We start from the raw sequence: 17,925 nt of genomic DNA, 5'->3' as shown, positions 1-17,925 counted from the left end.
TATCAACGGTTCGACGTCTTCGGTGCTGCATGGCGCGGCGCCGGGGCGCCGTTTCACCCTTCCTCTGCCGGAGAATCCATGAGCCACCCGTCCCCGAAGTCGCCCGCGCTGCTGCCGCGCACCCTGCTTTCGCTGCTGCTCTGCGGCGCGGCCCTTGGTGGCGCGGCATCGGCCATGGCCGCGCCCGTGAAGGTGGGCCTGGCGCTCGACATCTCGGGCCCGTTCGCGGCCCTGGGCGCCGAGGCGCGCGACGGCTTCGCGCTCGGCATCAAGCAGCTGGGCGGCAAACTCGGCGGGCAGGACGTGGAGTTCGTGCAGGCCGACATGGCCGGCAGCCCCGACCAGGCCAAGCAGTTGGTCGACCGCATGATCCAGCGCGACAAGATCGACCTCTTCAGCGGCCCGATCGGCTCCAACGTGGCGCTGGCCGTGGGCCCGACGCTGTTCAATGCCAAGGTGCCGTACCTCTCGGCCAATGCCGGCCCGAGCCAGTTCGCGGGCGCGCAGTGCAATGCGTATTTCTTCGGCACCGCCTACCAGAACGACCAGTTCCACGAGGCCGCCGGCAAGTTCGCGCAGGACCGCGGCTTCAAGAAGACCGTGCTGATCGCGCCCAACTATCCCGCGGGCAAGGATGCACTGGGCGGCTTCAAGCGCCAGTTCAAGGGCCAGGTGGCCGACGAGCTCTACACCAAGCTCGGCCAGATCGACTACGCCGCAGAGCTCGCGCAGCTGCGCGCGGCCAAGCCCGACTCCATCTACTTCTTCCTGCCCGGCGCGATGGGCATCAACTTCATCAAGCAGTTCGTGGGCGCGGGCCTGTCGAAGGACATCACGCTCGTGACCAGCGGCTTCTCGGCCGACGAGGACGTGATCGGCGCGGTGGGCGAACCGATGCTGGGCCTGTTCAACACCTCGCACTGGGCGCACGACCTCGACAATGCTGCCAACAAGGCCTTCGTGGCCGCGTTCCGCAAGGAATACAACGGCCGCTACCCGTCGGTGTATGCGGCGCAGGCCTATGACGCGATCCTGGCGATGGATGCGGCCGTGAAGCAATCGGGCGGCAACGCCCAGAACCGCGAAGCCGTGGTGGCCGCACTGAAGAAGGCCAACTACGCATCCACGCGCGGCAGCTTCAAGTACGCGAACAACCACTATCCGGTCGAGAACTTCTACCTGCGCGTGATCGGCAAGGACGCACAGGGCAAGGTCACGAACAAGCTGATCAACACGGTTCTCACGAACTACGGCGACTCGTACGCCGACAAGTGTCCCCTCAAGTGAGCGGCATCCTCGTTCTCGAGCAGCTGCTCAACGGCCTCGGCTATGGGCTGATGCTGTTCCTGCTGGCAGCGGGGCTCACGCTGGTGTTCGGCATCATGGACGTGCTGAACCTCGCGCATGGCTCGCTCTTCATGTCGGGCGCGTACGTGGCGGCCGAGGCGCACACGCGCACCGGTTCGTTCACGGCAGCCATCGTGATCGCGGTGGCGGTCACGGTGGTGGTGGCGCTGCTGCTCGAGGTGCTGCTGATGCGCCGCCTCTACACGCGCGACCACCTGGCGCAGGTGCTGGCCACCTTCGGCGTGATCCTGGTGGCCGACGACATCGTCAAGATGGCCTGGGGCCCGTCGCCGGTGATGGCGCCGACGCCGGCCGCGCTGTCGGGGCCGATCGAGCTGGTCGACGGCCTGCCCTACCCGTCCTACCGGCTCGTGATCCTCGCGGGCGGGCTGCTGGTGGCACTCGCGCTCTACCTGCTCGTCAACCACACGCGCATCGGCATGCGGGTGCGCGCGGGCGCGTCCGACCGGCCGATGGCGGAGCTGATGGGCGTGCGCGTGGGCCGCATCTTCAACGGCGTGTTCCTGCTCGGCGCGGCGCTGGCCGCGCTGGCCGGCGCGCTGATGGGGCCGATCGTCGCGGTGCAGGTCGGCATGGGCGAGGCGATCCTGATTCCGGCGCTGGTGGTGCTGGTGATCGGCGGCATCGGTTCGGTGCGCGGCGCCTTCGTGGCCGCACTGATGGTGGGCGTGGTCGACACGGTCGGACGCGCTTTCGTGCCGATGCTGCTGCGCGCCACGCTGCCGCCGGCCACGGCCGCCGACTTGGGCCCGCTGTTCGCCGAAGTCGCGATGTACGCGCTGATGGTCGTCGTTTTGATCTTCCGGCCCTCCGGCCTTTTCTCCGCCCGGTCATGAAGTTGTCCTCACGCTCTCTCGGCCTCGGGCTGCTCCTCCTCCTGCTGCTCGCGGCCTTTCCGCTGGTCGCGCCGCTGTTCGGGCTCGAGTTCTACATCGGCTTCGTGCGGCGCGTGCTCGTGGTGGCGCTGGCGGCTGCCAGCCTCAACTTCATCCTGGGCTTCGGCGGCATGGTGGCGCTCGGGCATGCGGGCTTCATCGGCATGGGCGCCTACACGGTGGTGGCGCTCAGCGATGCGGGCGTGGTGTCCGCATGGGTGATGTGGCCGCTGGCCGCGCTGGTGGCCGGCCTCGTCGCGGCGCTGATCGGCACGGTGGCGCTGCGCACGCGCGGCGTCTACTTCATCATGACCACGCTGGCCTTTGCGCAGATGCTGTACTTCGTGGTGGTGTCGCTGCGCCGCTATGGCGGCGACGACGGCTACACGCTGATGAGCCGGCCCACGCTGCTGCCAGGCCTTGACCTCGGCAACGAATCGAACTTCTACTGGGTCGTGCTGGCCATCGTGGCGCTCGCGCTCTGGTGGCTGCACCGCGCGACGCAATCGCGCTTCGGCCATGCGCTGATGGGCATCCGCGACAACGAGACGCGCATGCGGGCACTGGGCTACCCGGTGTTCAAGCTGCAGCTCGTGGCCTTTGCGATCGCCGGCGCCATCGCGGGGCTGGCGGGCGCGCTGCTCGCGGGCGGCAATGGCTTCGTGAGCCCGGCGACGATGCACTGGACGCAGTCGGCCACGCTGCTGGTGATGGTGGTGATCGGTGGACTGGGACGCAGCTGGGGCGGGCCGGTGGGTGCCGTGGTCTGGCTGGTGCTCGAGGAAGCGTTGAAGCAGCACACGGAGCATTGGCACATGCCGCTGGGGCTGTTGTTGATTGCTGTTGCGTTGTGGGCGCCTAAAGGGCTCGCAGCTTTGTACAAGCGCCGCTTGCCCCTCACCCCGGCCCTCTCCCCAGAGGGGCGAGGGAGCAAGACATGAGCCTTTTCAGAATCGAAGGGTTGGTCAAGCGCTTCGGCGGCTTGCTCGCAACCGACCATGTGAACCTCACCGTGGAGCGCGGCGAAGTGCATGCGCTGATCGGGCCGAACGGCGCGGGCAAGACCACGCTCGTGAACCTGATCACCGGGCTGCTCAAGGCCGACGCCGGGCGCATCCTGCTCGACGAGAAGGACATCACCGGCTTCAAGGACCACCAGCGCGTGGCGGCCGGCATGTCGCGCTGCTTCCAGGTGACGCGCGTCTTCGCCAAGGAAACCGTGCACAACAACCTCATGCTCGCGGCGCAGGCCCATGCGGGCAGCAGCCTGCGCTTCATGTCGCCGCGCGCGACGGAACGCGGCCTGGTGGAACGCGCCGTGGCGCTGGCCGACCGCGTGGGCCTCGGCAGCGAACGCCACCGCATCGCGGGCACCCTGCCGCACGGCGCACAGCGCGCGCTCGACGTGGCGCTGGCGCTTGCGGCCGAACCCAAGCTGCTGCTGCTCGACGAGCCGATGGCCGGCATGGGCCCCGACGAATCGGCGCGCATGGTGGAGCTGATCGAGTCGCTGCGCGAATCGATGGCGATCCTCCTGATCGAGCACGACATGGACGCGGTGTTCCGCCTGGCCGACCGGCTCACGGTGCTGGTGCAGGGGCGCGTGCTGATGAGCGGCACGGCCGACGAAGTGCGCGGGCATCCCGATGTGCAGGCGGTGTACCTCGGTACGGAAGCGGAAGGACACGCATGAACGCAGCCACCACATTGCTCGACGCGAAATCCGTCGAGGCCGGCTACGGCGCAAGCCAGGTGCTGTTCGGCATCGACCTGCGTATTGGCGCGGGCGAAGTGCTCGCGCTGCTGGGCCGCAACGGCATGGGCAAGAGCACGCTGCTGAAGGTGCTGACCGGCACGCTGGCACCGATGCGCGGCAGCGTGCATTTCAGCGGCGATGCGATCGGCGGCCCACACAAGACAATGAGGCCCGACGCCATTGCACGGCGCGGCGTGGCCATCGTGCCCGAGGGCCGCCATGTGTTTCCGAATCTCAGCGTCGACGAGCACCTGCGCGCCTTCGCACGGCCGCGCCCCGGCAGCGCGCCGCGCTGGACGGTCGAGGCGCTCTACGGCCTGTTCCCGCGCCTCGCGGAACGCAAGGCCAACGCGGGCAACCAGCTCTCGGGCGGCGAGCAGCAGATGCTGGCGATTGCGCGTGCGCTGTCGACGCATCCGCGCTTGCTGATCCTCGACGAGGCCACCGAGGGCCTGGCCCCGGTGATCCGCGAGGAGATCTGGCATTGCATCGCCACGCTCAAGGCCGAGGGCGAGGCGATCCTGGTGGTCGACAAGTACGTGCAGCGCCTGCTGCCGCTGGCCGACCGCCACGTGATCCTGGAACGCGGACGCGTGGTGTGGCAGGGCGATTCGGCCGCGCTCGACGCCGACCGCTCGCTCTGGACGCGCTACCTGGGCGTGTAGATCCCGGTTCGCTACAGCGGTCGGAGCGCCAGGAAGTTGGCCCACGCCACGTTGCCGCGGCCGATCCACTGGCTCTCCCACTGCATGCGCAGGCCCGCCGCCTCGAGCTGCTCGGCGAAGCGGTCCTTCGCCCAGTAGACGGTCTGGTAGTCGCCATTGGTTTCGCCTTCGCCGATGCGCATCGCCGCCAGGAAGACCCCGCCGGGCGCGAGCGCATCGAACACCTTGCGCAGGACCGGCGCGATCTGCGCGCGGTCGACATGGATCAGCACGCACAACGCGACGATCGCGCTGTAGGGCCCGCCCAGCGCATCCGTGACGACGTTGAGCAGCTCGCCCTTCTTGCCGCGCTCCGCCTGCAGGTCGAGAAAGGCCTGGACCGCATCGGTGCGCCTCACGGTCCCGCCCAGGGCCTCGACGAAGTCGGCGTCCTGCCCCGTTCCGGAACCGATCTCGAGCACGCTGCCACCGGCCGGCACGAGCTGCATCATCCGGCGCAGCGCATCCTCGATTTCGACCGGCCGGTGGCCCGCCACGATCGCGTTGTATTCGCAGGCGGACGCTTCGTAGGACTCGATGGTGCGGCGCATGTTCTCCTGCGCCAGGTCGGGAATGTTCATGGGAGCCTTTCCAGTTTCTGAGGAAAGTTACCTAAGCGCTCCACACTACACGGAGCGCGTGATGCCGCCGTCCACGCGCAGGTTCTGCCCCGTGATGTAGCCCGCGCCTTCGGATGCGAGAAAGCCGATCACGGCCGCGATCTCGCTGCTCTTGCCGTAGCGGCCCATCGGAATGCGCGAGCGGAACTCGGCCTTCTCGGGCAGGCTGTCGATGAAGCCGGGCAGCACGTTGTTCATGCGCACGTTCTGCGCGGCGTATTTGTCGGCGAAGAGCTTGGTGAAGGCCGCGAGGCCGGCGCGGAACACGCCCGAGGTCGGGAACACGGGGTCGGGCTCGAAGGCGGCGAAGGTGGAGATGTTGATGATCGAGCCGCCGCCCTGCTTGACCATGAGCGGTGCCACGAGCCGCGCGGGGCGCACCGCGCTCAGCAGGTAGACGTCCATGCCGCGGTGCCAGTCTTCGTCGCTGATGTCGAGGATCGGCGCGCGCGGACCATGGCCCGCGCTGTTGACGAGCACGTCGACGCGGCCCCATGTGTCGGTCACCTTGTCGACCAGCCGTTTGATGTCGTCGTTCGATTGGTTGGAGCCGGTCACGCCGATGCCGCCAAGCTCGGCGGCGAGCGCCTCGCCCTTGCCCGATGACGAGAGGATGGCGACGCGAAAACCGTCATCCGCGAGCTTGCGCGCCGCAGCCGCTCCCATGCCGCTGCCACCGGCGGTGACGATGGCTACTTTTTTCTGTGCTTCGGAAGACATGTGGGTCCTTGGTTCATTTCATGCGAGACCCGCATTTAGCCAAGGATTCGGAGGGCTTGCACGGGCTGGGCTCGGGCGCCGTTGTTCAGGGCGCGTGCACAGATCACCGGGTACTCCCCTCCGCGAATGTCCCCCGGCCTGCGGCCTCCTCCTTTATTTCGCTGCGGGGAGCACCCGATGCTCTGTGCACCTGGGCACGCCGCTGGTGTATCGCTGATCAACTAGTGCTCTGATCACGCTCCCGCTGATGGGGTGCCTTGCGCAGCGAAATAAAGGAGGAGGCCGAAGGCCGGGGGACATTCGCGGAGCAAGGTACCCCGTCGGCGGGAGCGCCGCCCTGAACAGCAGCATCGAATACTTCCTCAGCGCTTGACCCGCAGCATTCCCTCTTGCGCCGTAGAAGCCACCAACCGCCCGTCGCGCGTGAACAGGCTGCCGCGGCACAGGCCGCGCGCGCCGCTGGCGCTTGGCGAATCGAGCACGTAGAGCAGCCAGTCGTCCATGCGGAAATCGCGGTGGAACCACATCGCGTGGTCGAGGCTCGCGGGGCGCACCTGGCCGCTCATGAAGCTCAGGCCGTGCGGCAGCATCGCGGCGCGCAGCAGGCCGTGGTCGGAGGCGTAGGCCAGCAGCGCGCGGTGCACCACCGGGTCGTCGGGCAGCGGCGCGATGGCGCGCATCCAGATCGCGCTTTCGGACGAGCGCACCGCCGGCGCCAGCAGGTCGTCGGCCTCGACACCGCGGTATTCGATGCCGTGCGGCTCCAGGCCCTTGATGCGCCAGCGTTCGGGCAGCCGCTCGCCGAGCGCGAGGCGCTGGTCGAGTTCGCTCGCGAGGCCCTCGGGGCCCTCCACTGCGGGCATGGCGAACTGGTGCTCGACGCCGTCGTCCACCGTCTGGAACGAGGCCGACATCTCGAAGATGATGCGCTCCTGCTGGCGCGCCACCACGTGCCGCGTGGTGAAGCTGCGGCCGTCGCGCACGCGGTCCACGCTGTATTCGATGGGCGCATGCTCGCCCGGCAGCAGAAAGTAGGCGTGCATCGAATGCACCGGCCGGTCGGCGCCCACCGTGAGGCTCGCGGCCGCGAGCGACTGGCCGAGCACCTGGCCGCCGAACACGGCGGGCGTGCCGATGTCTTCGCTCTGGGCCAGGAATTTGTCGCCTCCGAGCGGCTCGAGCTGCATGAGCGCGACGAGTTCGGCGACAAGGCGGGCGGCGGTGGCGGGATCGGTGGTCATCGGAGGAAGAGCGTCAATGCGAAGGAAGCAACCCCAGACCATAGCAAAGGCCGCGCCCGCGGGCTGTCGCGGGGCGGTCAGTGCTTCGCCGGCGGCTCAGCGGTCGAGATCGACGCCGTCGGCGGCCAGCTTCTTCTGGAGCGCCGGCACGTCGACCTCGGCGAACTTCGCGCTGGCACCCAGCGAAGCCGCGGCGGTGCCTGCCGCCTGCCCCATCACGAAGCAGCCACCGCTCGCGCGCGCGGCCGACTGGCCTTCGTGCGTCATGGCGGCGCAGCGGCCGGCCACCAGCAGGTTGTCGACGGTGCGCGGCACCAGCATGCGCCAGGGCAGCTGGTTGTAGGTGCGGCTCTCGTCCCGCGGAAAGGCCCATTCGATGCGGCCGTCGGCATGCATCTCCATGGGCCAGGCGTTGATGCCGATGCTGTCGTCGAAGCTGGCCGACGACAGGATGTCCTCGCCCGTGAGCGCGTAGAGGCCCTCGATGCGGCGCGTTTCGCGGATGCCGACCTGCGGCGCGATCTCGACGATGGCCGAGTGCGCGAAGCCCGGCACCTCGGCCTTCATGAACCTGAAGTACTCGGCGATCTGGCGCCGGCCTTCGAGCTCGCCTTCGGTGAGTTCGCGCGCATCGACGCCGTTCATCGCGCGGCCGGCCGCGTTGCGGATCTGCGTGACGTTGGCGCGCCATTCGCGCGGGTCGATGTTGGGCCGCAGGATCGCGCCTTCGCGCGGAAACCTGTACGCGCCCGGCTTCTGCGCCTGCACGCGCGCCATCAGATCGTTGATGGCCTTGAATTCGCCGACGGCCGCGAGCGCGGGCTGCGCATCGACCTGGCCGACGCGGAACATGGTGGTCGGGAACAGGCCGCTGCCGTGGCCGTCGCCCACTTCGAAGGGCACGCCTGCAAAGGCCGCCACATCGGCGTCGCCGCTGGCATCGACGAAAGCGTTGGCGCGGATCGCCTGCCGGCCCGACTTGGTCTCGACCACCAGCGCCGCGATGCGGTCGCCCTCGCGCACCACCGCGGCGGCCCAGGCGTGGAACAGCAGGTTCACGCCAGCATCGAGCAACAGCTGGTCGGCCGCGATCTTGTAGGCCGAGGTGTCGTAGGAGCGCACGCGGATGCGGCCCTGCATGCCGTCCTGCGGGGTGTTGAGGCCGCCCAGCGCATCGATGCGCGCGAGCAGGTCGTCGGCCACGCCGCGCACCAGCAGCGTCATCTCGCCGTTGCGCTTGCCGTAGAGGCCCGCGAAGTTGGTCACGCCGCCCGCGGTGCCCATGCCGCCGAGGAAGCCGTAGCGCTCCACCAGCAGCGTGTTCGCGCCACGGCGCGCTGCGCTCACGGCGGCGGCAATGCCGGCGGGGCCGCCACCGACCACCACCACGTCGTATTCGCCGAACACCGGCAGCTCGCGCGCCGGTTCGCTCAGGGTCTTGTGTGGGACGGCGGCCATCACTGGATCTTGATGCCGCGGGCCGAGATGATGCGCGTCATGATCGCCGCCTCTTCCTTCACGCGCAGGCGCATGCCGTCGGGCGAGGTGCCCACCGCCTGCCAGCCCTGGTCGAAGAGCTTCTGGCGCACTTCGGGCTGCTTCATGATGACCTCGATCTCGCGGCTGATGCGCGCCTGCGCGGTCTTCGAGAGGTTGGCCGGGCCGAGCAGCGCCACCCACACCTCGAGGTTGAAGTCGCGCACGCCGGCGTCGGCCAGCGGCGGCAGCTCGGGCACCAGCGCGCTGCGGCCGCCCGTGAGGCCGATCGCCTTGAGCTTGCCGGCGCGCACCTGCGGCATGGCCACGCCCGGCGGGATGAGGCCCATCTGCACCTGGTCGCCGAGCATCGCGGTCACGACCTGCGGGTTGCCCTGGTAGGGCACGTGCTCGGGGTTGAAGCCGGCCACGCGGCTCTTGAGCAGTTCCATGCCCAGGTGCCCGACCGAGCCCACGCCCACCGAGCCGTAGTTCCACTTGTCGCCACCCTTGCGCGCCGCGTCGAAGAAGGCGGTGCCCGAGGGCAGGTTGTTCTGCGCCACCAGCACCAGCGGGGCCGTGGCAATCAGCGAGAGGTAGGTGAAGTCTTTCGCCGGGTCGTAGGGCAGCCGCGGATACAGCATCTTCGACGAGGTGAGATTGCCGTTGATCACGATGCCCAGCGTGTGGTCGTCGGTGGCCTTGGCCACCATGTCGGCGGCAATGTTGCCCGAGGCGCCGGGCTTGTTGTCCACCACCACGGGCTGGCCGAGCGCCTTGGCGAGCGGCTCGGCGATGGTGCGGGCGGCGATGTCGGGCGTGGAGCCGCCCGGAAAACCCACGAGCAGGCGGATGGGCTTGGTCGGCCAGGCATTGCTCTGTGCGCTGGCCGCGAGCGGCAGCGCGGCGGCGGCGGCCAGGCCGCAGGCGATCAGGAGGGCTCTCTTGGTGGCGTGCATGGAAAGTGAAAAGGAAATGTGAAAAAACGTAATGGTAATGAGGGCCGCTAGTCGAGGCTGATGTTGCCGCGGCGCACCAGCTCGCCATAGACCTTGGACTTGGCCTCGGCGTTGCGCTCGATCTCCTCGGGCGACCAGGCCAGCGGCTCGAAGGCGAAGGTGTCGAAGCGCGCGCGGATCTCGGGGTCGGCAATGACCTTGGCCACGTCGGCGTTGATCCTGGCCTTGACCGCCGCCGGCACGCCCTTGGGCGCGAGCAGCGAGACAAAGGAGTTGACCTCCAGCGAGGCCGGCCCGCCGGCCTCGGCCATGGTCGGCACGTCGGGCATCTGCGGAATACGCTTGGGCGCGGCAATGGCCAGGTAGCGCAGCTTGCCGGCCTTGTAGATGCCCTGGCTCGACGGAATGCTGGCAAAGCTCCACGGCACTTCGCCCGTGCCCACGTTGGAGAACAGCTGCGACACCTCGCGGAACGGCGCATGCCGCATGCGGATGCCGGTGAGCGCCTCCAGCTGCTGCGCGCCCAGGTGGCCCGGGCTGCCCACGCCCCAGGAGCCGTAGACGATGGCGTCGGGGTTGGCCTTGGCGGCCGCGATCAGGTCGCCCATGTTCTTCCACTTCGACTCGCTCGACACCGCCACGAAGAAGGGCGTGCGGAACAGCGAGGCCACGGGATCGAAGTGCTGCAGCGTCACGAAGTTGCGCGACTTGTACAGGTGCGGCAGCGCCGCGATGTGCTCGCTGTCGAGCTGCAGCAGCGTGTAGCCGTCGGGCGCCGCGCGCCGCGCCTGGTCGATCGCGATGAAGCCGCCGCCGCCCGGCCGGTTGTCGATCAGCACGCGCTGGTTCCAGAGGCGCGAGAGCTTGTCGGAGACCAGCCGCAGCACCGCATCGGGCCCGCTGCCGGCCGCGAAGGGCGTGACCAGCGTGACCGGCTTGTTCGGATAGTCGCCGGCCTGCGCCAGCGCGCCGGTGGCGCAGGCCAGCGACGCCAGGGCCAGGATGCCCGCCCGCAATGCGCGTGGTGAAAAAGTCATGTTGTCTCCTGGGCCTGCGGCCTCGAATAGTGATGATGAAAGAAACCCGTCCGCTCAGTGCGGCGAAAGCACGGCCGCCGCCTCGGCGCCGGGCACCGCGGCGGAGCGCAGCAGCGGCTGCGGCGCGTCGTCCAGGCAATGCTCGGGCCGCCAGGCATAGAGCCACTCGACCGCATCGTAGAAGCGTTCGGGCGTGCGGCCCACCCAGAGGCTGTTGCGCACCAGCCGCTCCACGCCCTTGGCGTGATAGAGCCGGCCCATCTCGCGCACCGACAGCACCACGCGGGCGGTGCGTGGAATGCGCGCGGCCTCGTAGAGCTTGAAGGCGGCCGGCATGTCGAAATCGCAGGCCTGCACCGCGGCGCCCAGCGTGACGGCGTCCTCCAGCGCCATGCAGGCGCCCTGCGCGAGGTACTGCATCATCGGATGCGCGGCATCGCCCAGCAGCGTGGCCGGGCCGTCGCTCCAGCGCGCCACCGGATCGCGGTCGGCCGTGCTCCAGCGCCGCCACGAGCTGGGCCGGTCGAGCAGCTGGCGAGGGCGCGCATGCACGCCCTCGAAGTAGGACAGCACTTCTTCCTTGCTGCCCTCGGAAACGCCCCACTCCTCCTGCTCGCGGCTGTGGAAGGTGACGACCAGGTTGTATTGCTCGCCATGGCGCAGCGGATAGTGCACCAGGTGGCAGTTGGGGCCGGCCCAGACCACGGGCGCATTCCAGCGCAGGTCGGCCGGCATGTCGGCCACCGGCACCACCGCGCGGTACACCACGTGGCCCGAAACGCGCGCCTCGTCGCCGACCAGCCTGGCGCGCACCACGGACTTGACGCCGTCGCAGCCCACGATCGCATCGGCCTTGAAGCGCCGGCCGTCGCGCGTGGTGGCGACCACGCCCTGCGACTTGCCCGTGCCGATGTCGATGGACTCGACCTGCGCCGACGTGTGGAAGCGGATCAGCGGATGCTGCTTCACGGCCTCGTGGATGGCGCCGTGCAGGTCGGCGCGGTGGCTCACCGCATAGGGGTTCCTGAAGCGCGCGCGGAAGGCTTCGCCCACGGGCACCGAGGCCACCTCGCCGCAGTCGACCGCGTCCATCATCACGAGCCGGTCGGTGAAGACCGAGTTGCGGCGCACCGCCTCGCCCACGCCGAGCGCATCGAGCGCCGCGAAGGCGTTGGGGCCGAGCTGCAGGCCGGCACCGATCTCGCCGATGGTGGCGCTCTGCTCGAGCAGGTCGATGGAAACGCCGAGCCGCGCAAGCGCCAGCGCGGCCGCCATGCCGCCGATGCCGCCGCCGACAAGCAGCACGGTGGGGGGATTCTTCGGGAGAGATGTGCTCATCGCGGGGCCTCTGCGCTGCGCCTGCTCAGTCGATGCGCACGGTGAGCGAAGGCAGCTTGTCGATGCTCACCTTGAGCGTCTGCCCAGGCTTTACCGCGCCCACGCCTTCGGGCGTGCCCGTGAAGATCAGGTCGCCGGGCTGCAGCGCGAAGAGCGTCGAGAGATTGGCGATCACTTCGTTGACCGACCAGATCAGGTGCGTGATGTCGCTGTTCTGGCGCACCTGGCCGTCGACCTCGAGCCTGATGGCGCCGGCGTTGATCTCGCCCACCTCGGCCAGCGTGCGCAGCGGCGCGATGGGCGCCGAGAAGTCGAAGGCCTTGCCGATTTCCCACGGCCGGCCGGCTTCGCGCATCTTCATCTGCAGGTCGCGCCGCGTCATGTCCAGGCCCACGGCGTAGCTGTGGATGTGGCTGGCCGCCTGCTCCACCGCAATGTCCTTGCCGCCCTTGCCGATGGCCACGACCAGCTCGGCTTCGTAGTGGTAGTTGCTCGTGAGCGGCGGATACGGAATGGCGCCGGTCTCGCCTTCGGCCACTGGCACCACCGAGGCGTCGTCGTTGGGCTTGCAGAAGAAGAACGGCGGTTCGCGGTCGGGGTCGAAGCCCATCTCGCGCGCATGCGCCGCGTAGTTGCGGCCCACGCAGTAGACCCGGCGCACCGGGAACAGCTCGCTCGAACCCACGATGGGCAGGCCGACGATGGAAGGAGGCGTGAAGGCGAAGGACATGTGGGCTCCTGCCGCGCGCGGCGGCACAGGGTCAAGACAACAAGAGAAGAAAGAAAGAAAGAAAAAATGCGGACGGTTTTCAGGCGTCTTCTTCGAGAAAGGCTTCGCGCAGGACGCCCATGGCCTGCTGCACGGGACGGTCCGAAAAGCTGAAGAGCACCACGTCCTCGCCGGGCGCCGAAAGGCGCAGCGGCGCCCACGAAGGCACCACGAAGGTGTCGCGCGGGCCGAACTCGAAGCGCCGGCCCGCGATCTCGGCGATGCCGCGGCCTTCGACCACGCTGTAGACGGTGCCGTCGGTGGCGCGGTGCGCCTTGCCCGCGAAGCCCCGGGGCAGCAGCTGCAGCTGGGTGCCGATGGTGGGCATCGGCGCGCCGCCCGTCAGCGGGTTGATGTAGCGCAGCTTGTGGCCCAGCCAGGCGTCGGGCGCTTCCTGCTTCTGCAGCAGGGCCAGCGCCTCGCGGCTGCGGGCATAGGGGTAGTTGAAGATCGGCGAGGTGGGCGATGCGTGGTCGTGGCGCACCGGCACCATGTTGTGGCCGAAACGCGCGAGGCTGTTGCCCTCGGGGCGCGCCACGTGCTGCACCTTGGCGTCGTCGTTCTCGGCAAAGCCGGCGTCGAAGAAGCGCAGCATCGGAATGTCGAGCCCGTCGAGCCAGACCACCGGCTCCACGGTGCCGCCGACGCCCTCGTTGCCGTGGTCGTGCCAGGCCCAGGACGGCGTGATGATGAAGTCGCCCGGGTACATGGTGGTGCGCTCGCCGCCCACCGTGGTGTAGGCGCCCTTGCCGTCGACGATGAAGCGCAGCGCCGACTGCACGTGGCGGTGCGAGGGCGCGACCTCGCCCGGCATGATGAGCTGCAGGCCCGCGTAGATCGACTGCGTGATCGACGAGTTGCCGGGCAGCGCCGGGTTCTCGAGCACGAGCACGCGGCGCACCGCTTCCTCGGCGGTGATGAGCGCGGCCGATTCCATCAGCAGCGGGCGGATCTCGTCGTAGCGCCAGAGCGCCGGCACGCAGGGCGTGGCGGGCTCGCGCGGCACCAGCGCATGCAGCGACTCCCACAGCGGCGTGAGGTGCAGCGGGCGGATGCGCTCGTAGTAGTTGCGGCGCTCCGCGGCATTGGCGGGCGCCGGGGCGGCGGATTTCTGGGCGGTGGGGTTCATGGGCAGCAGCAGTTCCGGCCGTCGTGCGGCGGTTGTCTCCGGGGGAACGCTGATCTTCCGCCGGTACTACTATTGGCGCAATGGGGCCGTGGCGATAGGCCCGATCTTGTTTCTTGATAGTGGTCGCTGCAAAGGAGATGTTCCATGGCCCAGCTCGATCTCGAATGGCTGCTGGTGTTCGACGAGGTCTACAAGACGGCCAACGTGTCGAGCGCGGCCGAGCGGCTCGGCCTTTCGCAGTCGGCGGCCAGCACCGCGCTGGCGCGGCTGCGCACGCATTTCGGCGACAAGCTGTTCGTGCGCACCTCGCGCGGCATGGAGCCCACGCCCTATGCGCGGCAGATCCAGCCGCTGGTGCTCGACATCCTCGACCGGCTGAACCGGGCCAAGGGCGGACGCGCGAGCTTCGAGCCTGCCAGCGCGGCGCGCAGCTTCCGCATCTGCATGACCGACATCAGCGAGGTGGTGCTGCTGCCCGGCCTGCTCGACCACCTGCGGCGCACCGCACCGGGGGTGCGCATCGAGACCGAGATCATCTCCACCGAGAGCGGACGCCGGCTCGAGGACGGCGCGGTGGACCTGGCGGTGGGCTTCATGCCGCAGCTGGACGCGGGCTTCTACCAGCAGACGCTGTTCATGCAGAACTTCGTCTGCCTGGCCGCACGCAACCATCCGCGCATCGGCGAGCGGCTCACGCGCAAGCGCTTCGAGAGCGAGGCGCATGCGGTGGTGGCCTCGTCGGGCACCGGCCACGCCATCGTCGACAAGACCATCGCGCGGCTGGGGCTCCGGCGCAACGTGGTGGCCAGCCTGTCGAGCTTCCTGAGCGTGGCGCGCATCGTGGCGCACACCGAGCTGATCGTGATCGTGCCCAGCATCCTCGGCAAGGTGCTGGCCACGCAGGAGCCGGTGAAGCTGCTGGAGCCGCCCTTCGAGCTGCCGGCCTATGCCGTCAAGCAGCACTGGCACGAGCGCTTCCATGCGGACGCCGGCAATGCCTGGCTGCGGCGCACGCTGGCGGAGCTGTTCGGCGGCGGCGGCTGAGCGTGCGTGCCCCGCCGACCGGCGGCGCGCGGCGCGGTGGGCGCTCGCTCGCATAATCGGAACCCCATCCACGGCCCACACAAAAAGGCGGCGCATGTCCTCCATCACCCTTCGATTCCTGGCCGAGCCCAGCACCGTCAACTTCGGCGGAAAGGTCCACGGCGGCACCGTCATGAAATGGATCGACGAGGCCGGCTACGCCTGCGCGACCAGCTGGGCCAAGCGCTACTGCGTGACGGCGTTCATCGGCAGCATCCGCTTCCACCACCCGATCATGATCGGCGACCTGGTCGAGGTCGAGGCCCGGCTGGCCTACACCGGCACCACCAGCATGAACATCTCGGTCGAGGTGCGCAGCGGCGACATGAAGGGCGGCACCATGGACAAGACCACCGAATGCCTGATCGTCTTCGTCTCGGTCGACTCGCACGGCCGGCCGCTGCCGGTGCAGCCCTTCGTGCCGGGCACGCCGGGCGAAATGGCGCTGGCCGAACGGGCGAAAACCCATTTGGACGCCAGCCGCGCCGCGGGAGCCACGGTCTAGCCCGTGGCCATAGATACAAAGCTCTAAAAACGAGCGGGCCGAGCGGCTAGAGTCGCTCGTTGGTTTCACAGGAACATTTCGCACCATGGCTACCCAGGACGACGACGGCAACAAGGGCTCCGACCGCATCAAGGACTCGGCCCAGCAGATCTGGCTGGCCGGGCTTGGCGCCTTCGCCAAGATGCAGCAGGAAGGCAGCAAGGCCTTCGAGGCGCTGGTGAAGGACGGCGCCGGCCTGCAGAAGAAGACCCAGCAGGCTGCCGAGGAAACCCTTGCGCAGGCGCAGACGCGCATGGCCGGCTTTGCGAACGAGTTCGGCACCAAGGCCGCGGGCCAATGGGGCAAGCTCGAGAACATCTTCGAAGAGCGCGTGGCGCGTGCGCTCGAAAAGCTGGGCGTGCCCTCGGCCGCCGAGCACGCCGCGCTGCAGGCCCGCGTGGCCGCGCTCGAGGCCGAGCTGCAGCGCCGCCCGGGCAAGGGCGCCGCCCCGGCGCGCAGCGCGAGCCGCAAGACCGCAGGCCGTAGCGCAGCACCTGCCACCGCCGCCAAGAAGGCCGTGCGGCGCGGCAGCAGCAGCAAGCCCGGCTGAACGCCTCCTGGAGCCCCGTTTTTGCGGCGGTGCACAACACGCGCCGCCGCAAAACATTGCGCTGGCGCATTCATGGTGCAGTGCACATAGGCTAGAGTGTCCCCAAGAGATAAAAAACGGGGACTGACATGGCCAAGAAGGCGCCACGCCGCACAGCGCAACGCATCCTCGAAGCCGCACTCGAGCTGTTCAACCGCTTCGGCGAGCCGAACGTCTCCACCACGCTGGTGGCGGGCGAGCTCAACATCAGCCCCGGCAACCTCTACTACCACTACCCCGCCAAGGAAGAGCTGATCAACAAGCTCTACGAAGGCTACGAGGCCGAGCTCAACGAGCTGCTGCATGCCAGCGAAGGCGTGCACGATGTGGAAGACGCCTGGTTCTTCATGCACAGCCTGTTCGAACTGATCTGGCGCTACCGCTTCCTCTACCGCGACCTGAACGACCTGCTGAGCAAGAACCGGCACCTGGAAACGCAGTTCCAGCTGGTGCTCAAGAACAAGACCCGCGCGATCCGCATGCTGATCGCCGGGCTGAGCCGGGCCGGGCACCTGGACATCGACGTGCACGAGGTCGACACCCTCGCCCAGAGCATGGTGGTGGTGCTGACCTACTGGCTCAGCTACGAGTACGTGCGCAATCCGCGCGAGGCGCTCGAACCCGCGCATGCCCAGGGCGCGCTGATGCGCGGCGGCCAGCACACGCTGCACCTGCTCGCGCCGTATCTCGGAGGCGAGCAGCGGCGGCATTTGCTGACACTGAGCAACGCCTACAGCGGCGATGATTCCGCAAGCGCGCGGCCTGCGCAGGCCAGCGCCGATTTGGCAGCCGAGGCCCGCTAACGCCATGTCCCATCCAGATTTCAAGCCGCTCTCGCTGATGTCCGCCAGCCCGGTTGCCGCGGCGGCTGCTGCGCAATCCTGGACACCGCTGCCCTACGCCGACCTGCCGCGCTACGACGCGCACAGCCTGCTGCCGCACTGGCCGCGGCTGCACGCGGGCCACGCGCTGCCGCCGCCGCCAAGCGGGCATCCGCTGGCCGATGGCTGGGCGCTCTATCACAACGGCGAGTTCGAGCGCGCCGCCGCCCTCGGCCTGGCACATGGGCCGGAGGGCCTGGTGCTGGCCAACCAGGCCACCGCCGTCTATGCCAACTACCTGGAGCCGCGCGAATCGGTGCGGCTTTCGATGTTCCGCCAGGTCATCGAACGCGCCGCCGCGCAAGTCGGCGCCGAGCCCGACAACTGCCACGCGCTCTACTGGCAGGCCTATGCGCTCGGGCGCTACAGCCAGGGCATCAGCGTGGCGCGCGCGCTGGCGCAGGGCCTCGGCAGCAAGCTCAAGGGGGCGCTGGAGCGCGTGATCGAGCTGCAGCCGCAGCATGCCGATGCGCACATCGCGCTGGCCGCCTTCCACGCCGAGGTGATCGACAAGGTGGGCGCGCTGGTCGGCCGCATGACCTACGGCGTGCGCGCCGAAATGTCGGTCGAGCTGTTCGAGCGCGGCCTCGAGCTGCACCCCCATTCGCCCAGCGCGCTCATGGAATACGGCCGCGCATTGCTCATGCTGCACGGCGACGCGCGCCTGGGCGAGGCCACGCAGCTCTACGAGAAGGCCGCCGCGCTGAAGCCGGCGGATGCCAAGGAACGGCTCGACGTGGAACTGGCGCGGGCCGGGCTGTCGGACTGAGCCGCGCCTTGGTACCCGCGGGTACCGCGCACTTTAAGATGCGGGTTTCCCGCTTTTCAATCCGACC

At 68.9% G+C, this 17,925-nt stretch carries 19 protein-coding genes; 10 read left to right on the top strand and 9 right to left on the bottom strand.

Translation table 11 applies throughout. The annotated features are described in order from the left end of the window. The first annotated feature begins 78 nt into the window (after positions 1-78). The 5 genes from ACAM58_RS02470 to ACAM58_RS02450 are packed head-to-tail and all read left to right on the top strand — an operon-like array spanning position 79 to position 4,664. The gene (locus tag ACAM58_RS02470; RefSeq protein WP_018903945.1) at positions 79-1,287 is read left to right on the top strand and encodes an ABC transporter substrate-binding protein; all 1,209 of its coding nucleotides are present in this window, start codon (positions 79-81) and stop codon (positions 1,285-1,287) included. Then, on the top strand, positions 1,284-2,204 hold the full coding sequence (locus ACAM58_RS02465) for a branched-chain amino acid ABC transporter permease (RefSeq protein WP_278880557.1): 921 nt from the start codon (positions 1,284-1,286) through the stop codon (positions 2,202-2,204). Before ACAM58_RS02470 ends, ACAM58_RS02465 begins: the two co-directional genes overlap by 4 nt. Then, complete coding sequence (locus tag ACAM58_RS02460; protein WP_369664046.1) at positions 2,201-3,184, top strand: branched-chain amino acid ABC transporter permease; 984 nt, start codon at positions 2,201-2,203, stop codon at positions 3,182-3,184. Before ACAM58_RS02465 ends, ACAM58_RS02460 begins: the two co-directional genes overlap by 4 nt. After that, a complete protein-coding gene (locus ACAM58_RS02455) occupies positions 3,181-3,936 on the top strand; it encodes an ABC transporter ATP-binding protein (RefSeq protein ID WP_369664045.1) in 756 nt (251 codons plus the stop codon). The genes ACAM58_RS02460 and ACAM58_RS02455 overlap by 4 nt, the downstream gene beginning before the upstream one ends. Beyond that, positions 3,933-4,664, top strand: a complete 732-nt coding sequence (locus tag ACAM58_RS02450) for an ABC transporter ATP-binding protein (protein ID WP_369664044.1) — start codon at positions 3,933-3,935, stop codon at positions 4,662-4,664. Before ACAM58_RS02455 ends, ACAM58_RS02450 begins: the two co-directional genes overlap by 4 nt. 11 nt (positions 4,665-4,675) lie before the next feature. Here ACAM58_RS02450 and ACAM58_RS02445 read toward each other — a convergent pair whose 3' ends face one another. The 9 genes from ACAM58_RS02445 to gtdA all read right to left on the bottom strand — a co-directional run bounded on the left by ACAM58_RS02445 (position 4,676) and on the right by gtdA (position 13,992). Next, positions 4,676-5,284: a methyltransferase gene (locus tag ACAM58_RS02445; protein ID WP_369664043.1), complete on the bottom strand. Its 609-nt coding sequence runs from the start codon at positions 5,282-5,284 to the stop codon at positions 4,676-4,678. 45 nt (positions 5,285-5,329) lie between these two features. Next, complete coding sequence (locus ACAM58_RS02440; RefSeq protein ID WP_018903941.1) at positions 5,330-6,043, bottom strand: SDR family oxidoreductase; 714 nt, start codon at positions 6,041-6,043, stop codon at positions 5,330-5,332. A gap of 362 nt (positions 6,044-6,405) precedes the next feature. Next, the gene (locus tag ACAM58_RS02435; protein WP_012745522.1) at positions 6,406-7,284 is read right to left on the bottom strand and encodes an acyl-CoA thioesterase II; all 879 of its coding nucleotides are present in this window, start codon (positions 7,282-7,284) and stop codon (positions 6,406-6,408) included. Positions 7,285-7,380: 96 nt separating this feature from the next. Beyond that, complete coding sequence (locus ACAM58_RS02430; RefSeq protein WP_369664042.1) at positions 7,381-8,742, bottom strand: FAD-dependent oxidoreductase; 1,362 nt, start codon at positions 8,740-8,742, stop codon at positions 7,381-7,383. Beyond that, on the bottom strand, positions 8,742-9,719 hold the full coding sequence (locus ACAM58_RS02425) for a tripartite tricarboxylate transporter substrate binding protein (RefSeq protein WP_012745520.1): 978 nt from the start codon (positions 9,717-9,719) through the stop codon (positions 8,742-8,744). The genes ACAM58_RS02430 and ACAM58_RS02425 overlap by 1 nt, the downstream gene beginning before the upstream one ends. A gap of 47 nt (positions 9,720-9,766) precedes the next feature. Continuing rightward, positions 9,767-10,756: a Bug family tripartite tricarboxylate transporter substrate binding protein gene (locus ACAM58_RS02420; protein WP_369664041.1), complete on the bottom strand. Its 990-nt coding sequence runs from the start codon at positions 10,754-10,756 to the stop codon at positions 9,767-9,769. Positions 10,757-10,810: 54 nt separating this feature from the next. Then, positions 10,811-12,094, bottom strand: a complete 1,284-nt coding sequence (locus tag ACAM58_RS02415; protein ID WP_369664040.1) for a 3-hydroxybenzoate 6-monooxygenase — start codon at positions 12,092-12,094, stop codon at positions 10,811-10,813. A gap of 25 nt (positions 12,095-12,119) precedes the next feature. Continuing rightward, positions 12,120-12,824 carry a fumarylacetoacetate hydrolase family protein gene (locus ACAM58_RS02410; RefSeq protein WP_369664039.1) on the bottom strand — a complete coding sequence of 235 codons (705 nt, stop codon included), beginning with the start codon at positions 12,822-12,824 and terminating at the stop codon, positions 12,120-12,122. Between the two features lie 79 nt (positions 12,825-12,903). After that, on the bottom strand, positions 12,904-13,992 hold the full coding sequence (gene gtdA / locus ACAM58_RS02405; RefSeq protein WP_369664038.1) for a gentisate 1,2-dioxygenase: 1,089 nt from the start codon (positions 13,990-13,992) through the stop codon (positions 12,904-12,906). 144 nt (positions 13,993-14,136) lie between these two features. Here gtdA and ACAM58_RS02400 point away from each other — a divergent pair, with 144 nt between their 5' ends. The 5 genes from ACAM58_RS02400 (at position 14,137) to ACAM58_RS02380 (ending at position 17,858) form a co-directional block, all read left to right on the top strand. Next, on the top strand, positions 14,137-15,036 hold the full coding sequence (locus tag ACAM58_RS02400; protein ID WP_369664037.1) for a LysR family transcriptional regulator: 900 nt from the start codon (positions 14,137-14,139) through the stop codon (positions 15,034-15,036). 94 nt (positions 15,037-15,130) lie between these two features. Further along, positions 15,131-15,580 carry an acyl-CoA thioesterase gene (locus ACAM58_RS02395; protein WP_018903932.1) on the top strand — a complete coding sequence of 150 codons (450 nt, stop codon included), beginning with the start codon at positions 15,131-15,133 and terminating at the stop codon, positions 15,578-15,580. An 85-nt stretch (positions 15,581-15,665) separates the two neighbouring features. Then, entirely contained in the window at positions 15,666-16,169 is a 504-nt protein-coding gene (locus ACAM58_RS02390) for a phasin family protein (protein WP_369664036.1), read from the top strand. Between the two features lie 128 nt (positions 16,170-16,297). After that, a complete protein-coding gene (locus ACAM58_RS02385; RefSeq protein WP_012745512.1) occupies positions 16,298-17,011 on the top strand; it encodes a TetR/AcrR family transcriptional regulator in 714 nt (237 codons plus the stop codon). 4 nt (positions 17,012-17,015) lie between these two features. Beyond that, positions 17,016-17,858, top strand: coding sequence for a hypothetical protein (locus tag ACAM58_RS02380; protein WP_278880136.1), 843 nt, complete (start codon positions 17,016-17,018; stop codon positions 17,856-17,858). Positions 17,859-17,925 lie beyond the last annotated feature (67 nt).

Origin of the sequence: Variovorax sp. V116, from assembly GCF_041154435.1 — a bacterium.
In the GTDB taxonomy this organism is placed as follows: domain Bacteria; phylum Pseudomonadota; class Gammaproteobacteria; order Burkholderiales; family Burkholderiaceae_C; genus Variovorax; species Variovorax paradoxus.
The sequence above is the reverse complement of the archived record's forward strand: the minus strand, read 5'-3'. Positions and strand labels throughout refer to the sequence as shown.